Origin of the sequence: Vibrio sp. MMH1-50 (assembly GCF_022347645.1) — a bacterium.
GTDB lineage: Bacteria > Pseudomonadota > Gammaproteobacteria > Enterobacterales > Vibrionaceae > Vibrio > Vibrio harveyi.
Window position 1 is genome coordinate 70,943 of record NZ_JAKRGG010000010.1, and the last position, 12,718, is coordinate 83,660.

General features: G+C 43.6%; 12 protein-coding genes. 4 read left to right on the forward strand and 8 right to left on the reverse strand.

Features of this window, described 5'->3' with window-relative positions:
- Positions 1 to 194: 194 nt before the first annotated feature.
- Both MHO32_RS10135 and mlc read right to left on the reverse strand, forming a co-directional pair.
- Entirely contained in the window at positions 195 to 1,142 is a 948-nt protein-coding gene (locus MHO32_RS10135) for a chemotaxis protein CheV (protein WP_005444843.1), read from the reverse strand.
- A 232-nt stretch (positions 1,143 to 1,374) separates the two neighbouring features.
- Positions 1,375 to 2,592 carry a sugar metabolism global transcriptional regulator Mlc gene (mlc, locus tag MHO32_RS10140; protein ID WP_005444840.1) on the reverse strand — a complete coding sequence of 406 codons (1,218 nt, stop codon included), beginning with the start codon at positions 2,590 to 2,592 and terminating at the stop codon, positions 1,375 to 1,377.
- 319 nt (positions 2,593 to 2,911) lie between these two features.
- Between mlc and pyk the strand changes: the two genes are divergently transcribed.
- Positions 2,912 to 4,354, forward strand: a complete 1,443-nt coding sequence (gene pyk / locus MHO32_RS10145; protein WP_061065242.1) for a pyruvate kinase — start codon at positions 2,912 to 2,914, stop codon at positions 4,352 to 4,354.
- A gap of 49 nt (positions 4,355 to 4,403) precedes the next feature.
- Here the strand turns inward: pyk and MHO32_RS10150 are convergent, their stop codons facing one another.
- Complete coding sequence (locus MHO32_RS10150; protein WP_050934180.1) at positions 4,404 to 5,549, reverse strand: patatin-like phospholipase family protein; 1,146 nt, start codon at positions 5,547 to 5,549, stop codon at positions 4,404 to 4,406.
- A gap of 18 nt (positions 5,550 to 5,567) precedes the next feature.
- The gene (gene cydH, locus MHO32_RS10155) at positions 5,568 to 5,660 is read right to left on the reverse strand and encodes a cytochrome bd-I oxidase subunit CydH (RefSeq protein ID WP_005444835.1); all 93 of its coding nucleotides are present in this window, start codon (positions 5,658 to 5,660) and stop codon (positions 5,568 to 5,570) included.
- Between the two features lie 127 nt (positions 5,661 to 5,787).
- On the opposite strand from cydH, the gene MHO32_RS10160 reads away from it, so the two are divergent.
- The 3 genes from MHO32_RS10160 (at position 5,788) to MHO32_RS10170 (ending at position 8,418) form a co-directional block, all read left to right on the forward strand.
- A complete protein-coding gene (locus MHO32_RS10160; protein ID WP_017817853.1) occupies positions 5,788 to 6,378 on the forward strand; it encodes an outer membrane protein in 591 nt (196 codons plus the stop codon).
- A 481-nt stretch (positions 6,379 to 6,859) separates the two neighbouring features.
- Positions 6,860 to 8,320, forward strand: a complete 1,461-nt coding sequence (locus MHO32_RS10165) for a sodium-dependent transporter (protein ID WP_038897692.1) — start codon at positions 6,860 to 6,862, stop codon at positions 8,318 to 8,320.
- Positions 8,320 to 8,418: a MetS family NSS transporter small subunit gene (locus MHO32_RS10170; protein WP_005444829.1), complete on the forward strand. Its 99-nt coding sequence runs from the start codon at positions 8,320 to 8,322 to the stop codon at positions 8,416 to 8,418. Before MHO32_RS10165 ends, MHO32_RS10170 begins: the two co-directional genes overlap by 1 nt.
- Positions 8,419 to 8,480: 62 nt before the next feature.
- Here MHO32_RS10170 and MHO32_RS10175 read toward each other — a convergent pair whose 3' ends face one another.
- The 4 genes from MHO32_RS10175 to MHO32_RS10190 form a co-directional block, all read right to left on the reverse strand.
- Positions 8,481 to 8,882 carry a hypothetical protein gene (locus MHO32_RS10175; RefSeq protein ID WP_005444828.1) on the reverse strand — a complete coding sequence of 134 codons (402 nt, stop codon included), beginning with the start codon at positions 8,880 to 8,882 and terminating at the stop codon, positions 8,481 to 8,483.
- Between the two features lie 234 nt (positions 8,883 to 9,116).
- On the reverse strand, positions 9,117 to 10,547 hold the full coding sequence (gene ptsG, locus MHO32_RS10180; RefSeq protein WP_005439576.1) for a PTS glucose transporter subunit IIBC: 1,431 nt from the start codon (positions 10,545 to 10,547) through the stop codon (positions 9,117 to 9,119).
- 445 nt (positions 10,548 to 10,992) lie between these two features.
- On the reverse strand, positions 10,993 to 11,760 hold the full coding sequence (locus tag MHO32_RS10185; RefSeq protein ID WP_009698484.1) for a TatD family hydrolase: 768 nt from the start codon (positions 11,758 to 11,760) through the stop codon (positions 10,993 to 10,995).
- Positions 11,751 to 12,713: a DNA polymerase III subunit delta' gene (locus tag MHO32_RS10190; RefSeq protein ID WP_017189388.1), complete on the reverse strand. Its 963-nt coding sequence runs from the start codon at positions 12,711 to 12,713 to the stop codon at positions 11,751 to 11,753. Before MHO32_RS10190 ends, MHO32_RS10185 begins: the two co-directional genes overlap by 10 nt.
- Between the last annotated feature and the right edge of the window lie 5 nt (positions 12,714 to 12,718).

Here is a 12,718-nt window from a genome sequence, read left to right on the forward strand (position 1 = left end):
ATGATGACTTTCGATGTTAACCATATCATTAAACGGAAGTACCCTATATTGATAAGTCTAAATAGACTCATAGGTGAAAAGTGACGCGATATACTTTACATATTTCATTCTCAGAAATATGTAAAACAGTTTAGCAATCACCGTTCAATTAATCACCTATCCTTATGGATTAATTTAGGGCTCACTGATTAATTCTACGTATATAAAACTTGACGCATTCTGTCTTGTGCAACTTCAACCAAAAGATCAGGCTGGAACTTAGAAATAAAGCGATCACACCCCACTTTTTGCACCATGGCTTCGTTGAAGCTACCACTTAAAGATGTGTTCAAGGTGATAAACAACTTGGACATTCTAGAATCAGAACGCACTTCATGAGTCAGCCTATACCCGTCCATCTCTGGCATTTCCGCATCCGTAATCATCATCAGCAGTTCTTTTTCGATGTCTTTGCCTTCATCACACCAACGTTTAAGAACCGTTAATGCTTCTAAACCGTCGCGACATTCGATGATGTTCAAACCAAGCTGAGATAAGGTGTCTCTTACCTGATTACGCGCGGTTGATGAATCATCAACAATGAGGACATTTTGTCCAATCATTGCTTGAGCCAGTTCTCGATCTAGTATGCCGTCAGAGATGGTCACGTCATAATGAACGATTTCAGCCAGTACTTTTTCTACATCAATAATTTCAACGATTTGAGATGAATCACCATCTTTCACTTGGGTGATAGCAGTTAGGTAGTTAGAGCGTCCTGATGTAGATGGTGGCGGCTGAATCTCAGTCCATGCAGTATTGATGATGTTGCGAACCGGTCCTACAAGGAAACCTTGAATAGAACGGTTGTACTCGGTGATGATCAAGTTCTCTTCTTCAACTTCACCACGCAATGGAGGGAAACCGATCGAGCAACGTAAATCAATCACAGGCACAGCTTCGCCACGCAAAGATGCCACACCACGAATGTTATAGTGAGAACCTGGCAGCTTAGTAAGCGGAGGCAGTTTGATCACCTCTTTCACTTTAAAAACGTTAATCGCAAATAACTGGCGACTATTTAGCGTGAACAGCAAAAGCTCTAGTCGGTTTTCACCTACTAGATTTGTACGCTGATCAACCGTATTTAACACTCCGGACATACCACTACCTAACTTTGAACGACTACCTTTCACTCTTTATAGAAAACTGTGTTGGAACAACAAAGTAATACTTTTTTATGAGTGTTCTACAATACTTACGAAAATTACATTAATGCTATTGATATAGCAATGAAGCAGCGCTCAGATTCGAGTTTTCTCTGCTCATATGATCAAAAAAGGGCGAACCTTCCTGTTCACCCTCTGTAAATGCCCTATTCTGATGTCAGAAAAATTAACCTTCAATCACCTTCATCAACAACTGACCGTCGTACAGTGCTTGCTTAATCAAAGCCGCTCCCGGCATGGTCGCTTGTTTATAGAAACGAGACTCCACCAGTTCAAGGTCTTGGTGGTAAACCGGCAAACTTTGTTCTTCAATACAACGACGAACAGCAGGATAAAGCACCTCTTTCGCTTGGTTGATCACCCCACCAATTAAGATCTTTTCTGGGTTAAATAGGTTAATAACAATCGCAATAGCAGAGCCTAAGTAACGACCAAGCTTCTCGATAACATCAACAGCCAGAGGGTCGCCATTTGCAGCCGCCTCACAGATACTTTCAATGCTCATTTCTTCTTGTTCAGCAAGAACTGAAGCTTCACCTTGAGCAATACGAGTCACAACCTCTTCTCGAATCGCTTGTGAGCTGGCAACGGTTTCAAGGCAACCAATATTGCCGCAATGGCAACGCTTGCCATTCGGATCGATTTGGATATGACCGAGTTCACCGATGTTACCGTGTCGACCTTGTAGCACTCGACCATCCAAGATAATACCTGCGCCTAAGCCGTGGTGAATAGAGATAAGAACCGAGTTGTCGTTGTCTTGTGAATGACCAAACAGTTTCTCTGCTAGTGCCCATGCACGCGTATCGTTGGCAATAAAAACCGGTAAGCCTGTTGCTTTGTATATTTCAGGACCTAACGCTAGGTTCTCAACATTGTAATGCGGCATTTGCAACACGATACCCTGCTCTGAGTTCACTAGACCGGGCAGAGTAATCGCAATACTGGTAACACGATCAAGTTGATCGGCGTAGGTTTGGAAGAATTCATCAATTTCGTAGAGTAAACGTTCCAGCACATCATCTTGGTCACGTTCGTGGATATCGATTTTGGTATCGATAAGAACGTCACCGCCAAGCTCGTGCAGTGCAATCGTCAAGTAGCCTCGACCTAAACGCATCGACAAGAATTGCCAACCTTCATTATTGACCTGTAACCCCACCGCAGGACGACCGCGACTGGTTGCTTCCTGTACCGTTGTTTCATGGATCAGGTGGGCTTCAATCAATTCTCGAGTGATCTTAGTGATACTCGCAGGCGCAAGCTCACTTTGCTTGGATAAATCGATTCGAGATATTGGACCCTTTAGGTCAATTAGTTTGTATACACGACCAGCATTGACCTGTTTGATATGATCAATATGGCCCGGTTGAGCCATGTACATCTTGCACTCCGAAATTCTATAACGGGATAATTTTTTTACTTTGCGAAGTAATTGTGAAGTGAATTGATAAATCCCCGTGACAAGCATCACGTATAAACATGTTTGTTTGTGTATTCAATCAAATAACTAGAAATCGACTCCTGTTAAATTGTTTGAAAAATAACTTATTTTATTCATCAAATTAGGTCACAACACCTGTGTGTTGATGTTTTTTCAGCACTTTGACCTAAATGCCAACAATCCGCGCATACTGTGCATATACTTAGCGAGAATAGAATTCGAGTTATCTAGTCCTACACCTGCATTCTTCGGAGAATCTATGACTTCCATATTAAGAAGAACCAAAATTGTTACAACGCTTGGCCCTTCAACAGATAAAGACAATGTCCTTGAAGAGATCATCAAAGCTGGAGCAAATGTCGTCCGTATGAACTTCTCTCACGGTACCAGTGACGATCATATTCAACGCGCGCAAAAAGTCCGTGCTATTGCGGCAAAACTAGGACGTCAAGTTGCCATTCTTGGTGATTTACAAGGTCCAAAAATCCGCGTATCCACCTTCAAAGATGGCAAAATTCATCTTGATGTCGGTAACAAATTCACACTAGACAGCGATTTACCAAAAGGTGAGGGAAACCAAGAGTCCGTTGGTTTGGATTACAAAGAGCTACCGCAAGACGTTTCACCTAACGATATCCTGCTCCTTGACGATGGACGTGTTCAACTGCAAGTCACCAGTGTCGAAGGAAATAAAGTTCATACACGCGTCACCGTTGGTGGCCCTCTGTCTAATAACAAAGGTATCAACAAGAAAGGTGGCGGTTTATCTGCCGATGCATTAACAGAGAAAGACAAAGCGGACATTCTCACTGCCGCTAAAATCAAAGTCGATTACCTTGCGATTTCTTTCCCTCGTAATGGCGAAGATATGCACTATGCTCGCCGTTTGGCAAGAGATGCAGGTCTAGAAGCAAAACTCGTTGCCAAAGTTGAACGAGCAGAAACGGTAGCCACCAGCGAGTCGATTGATGACATTATTCTTGCGTCCGATGTAGTGATGGTTGCTCGCGGCGACTTGGGTGTAGAAATTGGTGATCCAGAGCTTGTTGGCGTGCAGAAAAAACTCATCCGTCGTGCTCGCAGCTTAAACCGCATCGTGATTACTGCGACTCAAATGATGGAGTCTATGATTGCGGCACCGATGCCAACCCGAGCAGAGGTCATGGACGTTGCCAATGCCGTGCTAGATGGTACAGATGCAGTAATGCTTTCTGGAGAAACGGCGGCGGGCCAATTCCCAGTAGAAACTGTCAAGTCCATGGCAGAAGTATGTATGGGCGCAGAGAAGATGGCTGAAGCAAGCTTGTCGACGTATCGCTTGGATCGCACCTTTGCAACCGCAGAAGAAACCATCGCAATGTCCACTATGTACGCAGCTAACCACATGGAAGGCGTAAAAGCGATGATTGCCTTGACCGAATCTGGTCGCACTGCGCTCATGATGTCTCGTTTGAGTTCAGGTCTGCCTATTTTTGCGTTATCACGCAACGAATCGACACTGAATCGTGCTGCGCTTTATCGTGGGGTAACTCCGGTGTACTTTGACTCAAAAGGTGGCGCAGGTCTAACTACCGCGCACGATGCAATTGTGACGTTAAAAGAACAAGGCTTATTGGATGAAGGGGATTTGGTGATCATCACTCAAGGTGATGTTATGGACGTGGTTGGTTCAACCAACTGCATGCGAATCCTGTCAGCATAAGTTCAACACTTGATAAGCAAGGGCACCGAAATGGTGCCCTTTTTATTATCTAGGCTGTCTCTCGACCTTCCATATTTAATTTGTCGTAAAGCTGAATCAGGTTAAAACCGGTTTGCAAACCAAGCTGATAATCATGCTCAAGAGCTTCAGGGTCACTTAAAAGAGATGAGGATTGCAGCTCCTCTTTCGGCGCCAATTGCAAAATAAAAGTATCGTCAGGCGGTGCGCTAAGGAAAGCTTGCGTCAACTCAAAGGTTTGATAGTGGATCATCAACATGTCTGCTAATCCAGAATCAAAATTCTCACCAATCAAATGGCTCAAACGATAGAGGTTATCGGCTCCAAATAGCCAACGCCCACCATTTAATAACTTTCTGCCAGACAATTTAGATTGATGTGCTGCGTTAATTTTTTGCTGCAAGAAATTGCTCCAATCTTCCTTCCATTGATGGACCTTATCTTGCCAAGATTCTTGAACCGAGTTTATGGACTCTCGGTACCATTTGATCCCTTCTTCACCAAGCTCACTTTGCGCTTTGGCTTCCGATTCAGAGAAAGGCTCAGTGCGGATCACTATGATATTTCGTGCATTTTTACGCCACGCTTCTTGAACGGGAATCGATGCAGAAACGCCGCCATCAACAAAATGCTGCCCGTTTACATTTACAGCACCTTGATACAGTTTTGGAATAGCACATGTAGCCACCATCGTATTGAGCCAATCACCACCGAGTATTGGTAAGTAGTGGTCTGAGAGCGTATCGACGTTAGTGACCGCAGCAAACGCTCCTCTTTGGCCTAGCGTAGAGCGACCAAGATCCAGATCGAGTTTATAAGGGTAATCTTGAATACGTTCGAGCGCCCACTCCAAACCTAAGTACTGTTTTTTACGAATGTAGCGGATCAGATGGAAGAATTCGGGAGCCGTGGTCAGATCGGTTATAAAGGCTTTACCCATACCATGCTGACGGCAAAGGAAAGCACAAAGGTTAAGCGCTCCGGCAGACGTACCATAGAATTCGTCGAATGGGTCGAAATTAGAGAGAAGAAATGCGTCTAGCACACCAGCGGTAAAAATCCCTCTCTGCCCTCCTCCTTGTGCGACAAGGGCAGTTTTGCCATTTCTAAACTGCTCATACACTTGAATGTCGAGCTCAGCATGGCTATCAGTGATAATACCGCTGTTGCGTATCATAGGCGTAATGCCGTTAGTTTAAGCCGTCGTAATCGCAATGATGCCAAAAGAGAGTAAAACTGCGAATACCGTAACGACGATGAGTAGGGCTGATTTTAGATCGTGTTCCATAGACACCTCCTTTTGTTGTAACAAATTAATAACACCAGTGTGAATTATGTTCAAGAATTGCCTAATTTAGTCGCACGATTTTGACTAAGGCATCACAATTAGCTTAGTCATAATAAGGAGATAGCAAATGAACAATAAAATTGGCTGGCTAGTTGGGAGTGTATTATTGGGCTGTTCTATGGCAGCTCAAGCAAACGTTATCGTCACTCCCTACATTGGCTTCACGGGAGGAGGCAAAGTAGAAGATGAAAACAATCGCACCTACGATCTTGACCCTTCAATTAACTACGCTTTATCGGTAGAGACTCCTTTTGAAATGGGTCGCTTAGGTTTGTTCTATTCGAATCAGTCTTCTGAACTACAAGATGTGAACAACTCAGCAGACATCCATTACCTGCAGTTTCAAAGCAGCATCTACTATCCAGTGGCGACAGGTTGGCAAAGTTATGTTGGTCTTGGATTAGGTGCTTCATATGCTGATGCTGATTGGGTGGATGACAAATACGGTTTCTCAGCTAGTGCTTTCGCAGGACTTGAGTACACATTTTCTAAAAACTTTGCATTGACCGCTCAAGTTCGTTGGTTAGGTACCGTTGTTGACAACGACACCTCAGGAGCATGCGTGCTTCCTACTGATGGTTCTTCTTGTGTAATCAAGTTTGAAACCGACTGGATGAACCAATTTCAATCCAATATTGGCTTTAGCTTCCGCTTCTAACGGCTTTCACTTCTAAAGAATCGTTTTGACGCCAAATCGTCTATAGGGTGTATCGAACGCAGAGATACGCCCTAATAATCAAAAAGAGTTTATTTGACCAAGATCACATCAATAAGACAGTCATATACTCTGAAAATAACCCCACCTCACTGATCAGATAACCTAGCAAATCACGATTTAACAATATTTAAACCAGATAAAATCTCGCCGTTAACATTTAGAATCTATTGCGATAAATAATGTAAAAAGTTAGTCTGAAGACAGAAAGCAGAAGAATATTTCAGCTTTTGTAAACACACATCAAAATTTAAAGCATTTAATTCTGATTCTTCATTGGCAAAACAAAGTAAAAAACCAGAAAGCAACAATAATACCGAATTTAGGATAGAAAACTGACGGATAACAGTTGCCCTTTATTCTGCTGGGATTTACACCTGCCAAGAAGAGCTTCATTCCTTAGGGAGTTGTACAGGAGTCAAATATGAAGCGAGAACAATGGGGATCCCGTGCGGGATTCATCTTAGCTGCAGTCGGTTCAGCCATCGGTCTGGGTAACATCTGGCGTTTCCCTTATATGGCTTATGAGAACGGTGGTGGTGCCTTTTTTATTCCTTACCTTTTCGCCATGATTACTGCTGGTATTCCATTTATGATCCTGGAATTCAGTATGGGTCAAAAATACCGTGGTTCTGCTCCGAAAACATTAGCTAAAATCCACGTCAAGTTTGAGTGGCTTGGCTGGTTCCAAGTGGGTGTAGCTGCGGTTATCGCCGTTTACTACGTCGCTGTTATTGGCTGGGCAATTTCTTACTTTGGTATGTCGTTTACCCAAAGTTGGGGTTCTGACACCAATGCTTTCTTCTTTAGTGAATACCTAAAACTTGGTGATAACTCACCAACGGATTTGGGCAGCATTCAATGGAAGATCGCAGTATCCATGCTGATTGCTTGGGCAATCACCTACACGGCCATTGTGAGTGGTGTTAAATCGGGTATCGAACGAGCATCAAAAATCATGATGCCAATCTTGTTCATCATGGTCGTGTTCTTGATCGGTCGTATGATTTTCCTTCCTGGGGCACTAGATGGCGTAAACTACATGTTTGAGCCTGATTTCAGTAAGATTTGGGACGTGAAAGTGTGGGCAGCTGCGTACGGGCAGATCTTCTTTACCCTAAGTATCGGCTTTGCCATCATGCTAGCGTATTCCAGTTATCTGCCTGAGAAATCAGACATCACGAATAACGCCTTCATGACTGTCCTTATCAACTGTGGTTTCTCCATCTTAGCCGGTATCATGATCTTCTCAGTGCTTGGTTACATGGCTCAAGAGCAAGGTAAACCACTGACTGAAGTCGTCTCTGCTGGTGTTGGCCTTGCGTTCGTAACGCTACCTGCCGCTATCAATTTGTTACCAGCGCCATATATTCTTGGTCCTCTGTTCTTCTTTGCTCTCGTTGTAGCTGGCTTAAGCTCGCACATCTCAATCATGGAAGCGGTAACATCTGCAGTTATCGATAAACTGAAATGGAGCCGTAAAAAAGCGGCAAACGTGGTGATTGGTATTGGCTTTATTGTCTCAATGGCATTTGCAACAAACGGAGGTCTATTATTACTTGACCTTGTCGACCACTTTGCTAATAACGTCGGCATCATGGTTGGCGGTCTGGTTGAAATCGTCTTAATGGCTTGGCTACTTAAACAAGTGCCACAAGTTCGTGACTATGTAAATGAGCGTTCAGATTTCTCTATTGGTCAATGGTTTGTAGTCTGCCTACGTTTTGTTACTCCAATCATGCTAGCAATTATCCTAGCAACTAAGCTATATGCCCTTCTAACAGAAGGTTACGGTGGCTACGACCTAACTCTTGGCTGGGCAATGATTGCCGCGCTATTTGTGTTTGGTGTACTGATTAATGTGGTAAGCAAGGAGAAAGCGTAATGACAACAAGTGCAATTATTATGATGGTTATTGGTCTTGGCATCACTTGGGGTGGCGCAGCTGTGTGCATCAAGCGAGCGATGGATAAGCAGCAATAATACCGATCCTTTATCAAGAATAATGCCGGCGTTTATGCCGGCATTTTTGTATCTGCTTTAACTCAAAAGCTGTATTTAACCCCAAGAGCTCCACCAATTTGAAGATCGGGTCCTTTATACAGATCGAGCTCTGGATGAATTTGCGCATAGAGATCCCATCCTTTTGAAAGATCCCAATTCACGCCAAGCGGAACACGAAAACCAAATTCATCATCCCACTCGTACCAACCACCAACACCTACATACCAGGTCAGCGGCATATTTTGCTCAAAAGAACCACGTTTCGCGATATAGTCAAATGCCATACCGTCATTACCGATGATACCTCGATATTTATCATCGATTTCAACTACGACACTCAATTGCTGATCCACTGCCATACCAACGGAAAAATTCGTCGGTTGGTTTGCTGCCATACTTACACTAGGTAACAGTGCTGCTGCCAGCATTATTTGTTTTTTCATACACGTCATCACTCTAAAAAAAACGGCGTGCATAATTCAAACATGATTTAGTTTTGGTATGTCAGCAATGAGTAAGGGAGAGGTACGAAAAACGCTACAACTGTAAGGCTGCGTATTGTGTCACGATGTGGGACGTTAAATTAAAGATAAGCCGTTAGTCGTCGTGGTTTCAGCATGAAAAACAGGCACAAAAAAAGGAGACCGAAGCCTCCTCTTTTCTATGAATGACTGAGATTAGCCGTGGTTACGAATCCACTCATCCATTTCAGTTTTTAGGTTATCAGACTTAGTACCGAAGATAGCCTGAACACCACCTGCTACAACTACAACACCAGCAGCGCCTAGTTGTTTTAGCTTGTCTTGGTCAACAGCAGCTGTATCAGCTACCGCTACACGTAGACGAGTGATACATGCGTCTAGACCAGTGATGTTTGCTTTGCCGCCGAATGCTGCAACAAGCTCACCTGCCATGTCAGAACCAGAAGTTGCAACAGCTTCTTCAGATTCATCTTCACGACCTGGAGTTTTAAGGTCAAGAGCAGTGATTACTGTGCGGAATACTACGTAGTAGATTACAGCGTAAACTAGACCAACAGCTACCATCAGCCCCATCTTCTGAGCGTGACCAGATAGAACTAGGAAATCGATCAGACCATGTGAGAATGAAGTACCGTGTACGAAGCCTAGAGTGTTAGCAACAACGTATGCAGAACCAGCTAGTAGAGCGTGGATACCGTATAGTACAGGAGCAACGAATAGGAATGAGAATTCGATTGGCTCAGTAATACCAGTTAGGAATGAAGTCAGTGCAGCTGACGCCATGATACCCATTACTTTCGCGCGGTTTTCTGGTTTAGCACAGTGAGCAATAGCGATTGCTGCAGCTGGTAGACCAAACATCTTGAACATGTAACCACCCGCTAGCTGACCGAAGCCATTACCAGCAGCACGAGATGCATCATCTGCAACTAGGTAACAAGTTAGTACGCCGTTTTGAGTTTCACCAGCAGCGTTCACACAAGTACCTGCTTCGAAGAAGAATGGTACGTTCCATACGTGGTGTAGACCGAATGGGATTAGAGAACGCTCAACTACGCCGTAGATACCGAACGCAAGCTGTGGGTTTTGGTGTGCAGCCCAGTCAGAGAATGCAGAGATTGCACCGCCGATTGGTGGCCATACGATAGATAGTACAACACCTAGGATGATCGCAGCGAAACCAGTGATGATTGGCACAGCACGCTTACCAGCGAAGAAGCCAAGGTACTCTGGAAGTTGGATTTTGAAGAAACGGTTGAATGCCCAAGCAGCAACACCACCGACAAGGATACCACCTAGTACACCTGTGTCGATTTTCTCAACGCCCATAATGCCAGCCATAACGCCTAGCGTTGCTGTCATGATGCCGTAACCAACGATAGCAGCTAGACCAGCTACACCGTCGTTGTTTGTGAAGCCTAGTGCTACACCAACAGCAAATAGAAGTGCCATTTGGCCGAATACTGAACCACCAGCTTGTTCCATTAGGTTAGAAACCACTTCTGGAATAAAGCTTAGGTGGGCAGCACCAACACCTAGTAGGATACCTGCGACTGGTAATACTGATACTGGTAGCATCAGAGCTTTACCAACTTTTTGCAGGTTTGCAAAAAGGTTCTTAAACATGTTTATGCTCCTGATAAATTATAAGTATTATTTGGGCACTAACGGCACACCCCCGTAGCCTAAATGTTAGCACCCAATGAAAATGTAACCACACGTTGCATTATATTTTCCGGCTCTAAATATATATTGATGGCCCTCAAACTTTCCACACAGTTACGAAATTTAGTTTCAAAACAAGCCGCAGATCACACCTAAAAACCGTCGATGAAAAGGTTTGCATTAAACTTATGTTATTGTTTTATAAAGATTTTATTATCTACATAATTAATTTTAAGGCGTAAATAAAATAAAGGTCGATGTTATTTTTAGTAACAAAATTACATTTGAGGGATTTGGATGCGGTTAAATCAACAAATTTAGTAAACATTAAACTAAATGATCTTTTTGGTGCATTTATCAACAAAAAAGGGGCAAAAGCCCCTTTTTTAATCTGCCTATTGATTTTTCATCGCAAAAAAAGATTTCGGAAATTTTCGCTGGTTTTTTGCCCAACTTCAGACAAGGCACACTCTTTCAACTGTGCAATATAGGCAGCAACTTCGACAACATAGGCTGGTTGGTTCTCTTTTCCACGATGTGGAACAGGGGCAAGATACGGAGAATCCGTCTCAATAAGCAACTTTTCAAGAGGTAGGGCTTTCACAACATCCTTCAATTCCGTCGCTTGGCGGAAAGTCACGATACCTGAAATTGAGATGTAAAACCCTAAATCGAGTGCAGCTTCTGCAAAAGGCAGATCTTCAGTAAAACAGTGTATGACGCCACCACATTTTTCGGCTCCGCCATTGCGTAGAATTTCTAATGTATCTTCACGTGCATTACGAGTATGAATAATCAGTGGTTTGTTTAATTCTACCGCTAGGTCAACTTGCTGCTCAAAACGCTCTTTCTGCAGTGCGGCGGTCTCTGGTTTGTAATGGTAATCCAGCCCCGTTTCACCGATCGCCACAACTTTTTCATGGGACGCGTACTCTCGTAAGATATCCATCGAAAAGGCACTTTCAACATCAAGAGGATGAACACCACAAGACGCGTGAACGTTATTGTAAGGTGTGATCATTTCGAGCATTTTAGGGAAAGAGTCCAAAGTCACACCAACGGACAATAACTCAGTAACATTAGCTTGCTTAGCTTTGTTGATAACGTCTTCAACATTAATATGAAGGTCATCGTAATTCAATTTGTCTAGATGACAGTGCGAATCTACGAACATAATGCCTCTCGTGATTCAATTAACCAATTCATAGATAGTAGCTCAAGGTTTAAGCCTGGAAAGGTTTGTCGTTGAGCTTTCAATTCAAGCAGCTTTTGGGCCGCTTGATACAGACCGTTATATCTACCGGGCTGAAACTGAGCGGCGCCAGGAAGCAGATCCACTTCCGTAACACCAAATTGCGCTTTCTGAGCATCGGTCAACAAATACCACGCCCAGTCTAACGCTTTGTCTGGATTCTTAGCCATTAACGTCGCGCACTGAAACACATCTGACAAAGGCGAAGACAAAGTCTCAATCAAGCAGCGCTCAAACGCTTGATACTCATCCAGCTCACCACTTTTTGCTGCTTCCAGCGTATTTATTGGTGAACCCATATTCAACTTAAGCGCATAAGGGGGCACTTGAGAAGCCCCTTGCTCACTCATCCAGCTCATAGCTTGCTTTGTTGAAGGCGTAGCCACGACCCATTGCTGACAGCGACTTTGAATCGTTGGCAGTAATCGCTCATGGTTCTGTGTAACAAGCAAGAACAAACACTTCTGCCCTGGTTCTTCTAGTGTTTTCAACAACGCATTGGACGCAGACTCGTTCATTGCTTCCGCAGGTTCAATAATGAACACGCGATATCCATTTAGCTGTGATGATTCATGAGCAAGACGATTACAAGCGCGGATCTGATCAACCGTAATTGATTTGCCTTCTTTTTCCGGCTTAACCCAATGTAAGTCTGGATGACTATTAGATTGAGTTAGCTGACAACTGTGGCAAAAACCACACGCCTCACTGGTGTAGTTTTGGCACAAAAGAGAGTGGCTGAAGAGTTCAACCAGTTTTTCAACTGCCAGTCCTTTCTCACTTTGTAGTAACAAAGCTCCAGGAACTCGCTCTGAATCCAAACTGATTTTGAGGTTATCCCAAACGGGCTGTAACCATGGAAAGTCATTTAACATGAATC

Bases quoted from the DNA above. Each gene is read 5' to 3' on its own strand.
- pyk (WP_061065242.1), top strand. From the start codon at position 2,912: ATGACTTCCATATTAAGAAGAACCAAAATTGTTACAACGCTTGGCCCT.
- ptsG (WP_005439576.1), bottom strand. From the start codon at position 10,547: ATGTTTAAGAACCTTTTTGCAAACCTGCAAAAAGTTGGTAAAGCTCTG.
- MHO32_RS10160 (WP_017817853.1), top strand. From the start codon at position 5,788: ATGAACAATAAAATTGGCTGGCTAGTTGGGAGTGTATTATTGGGCTGT.
- MHO32_RS10170 (WP_005444829.1), top strand. From the start codon at position 8,320: ATGACAACAAGTGCAATTATTATGATGGTTATTGGTCTTGGCATCACT.
- cydH (WP_005444835.1), bottom strand. From the start codon at position 5,660: ATGGAACACGATCTAAAATCAGCCCTACTCATCGTCGTTACGGTATTC.
- MHO32_RS10175 (WP_005444828.1), bottom strand. From the start codon at position 8,882: ATGAAAAAACAAATAATGCTGGCAGCAGCACTGTTACCTAGTGTAAGT.
- MHO32_RS10185 (WP_009698484.1), bottom strand. From the start codon at position 11,760: ATGTTCGTAGATTCGCACTGTCATCTAGACAAATTGAATTACGATGAC.
- MHO32_RS10150 (WP_050934180.1), bottom strand. From the start codon at position 5,549: ATGATACGCAACAGCGGTATTATCACTGATAGCCATGCTGAGCTCGAC.
- mlc (WP_005444840.1), bottom strand. From the start codon at position 2,592: ATGTACATGGCTCAACCGGGCCATATTGATCATATCAAACAGGTCAAT.
- MHO32_RS10190 (WP_017189388.1), bottom strand. From the start codon at position 12,713: ATGTTAAATGACTTTCCATGGTTACAGCCCGTTTGGGATAACCTCAAA.
- MHO32_RS10165 (WP_038897692.1), top strand. From the start codon at position 6,860: ATGAAGCGAGAACAATGGGGATCCCGTGCGGGATTCATCTTAGCTGCA.
- MHO32_RS10135 (WP_005444843.1), bottom strand. From the start codon at position 1,142: ATGTCCGGAGTGTTAAATACGGTTGATCAGCGTACAAATCTAGTAGGT.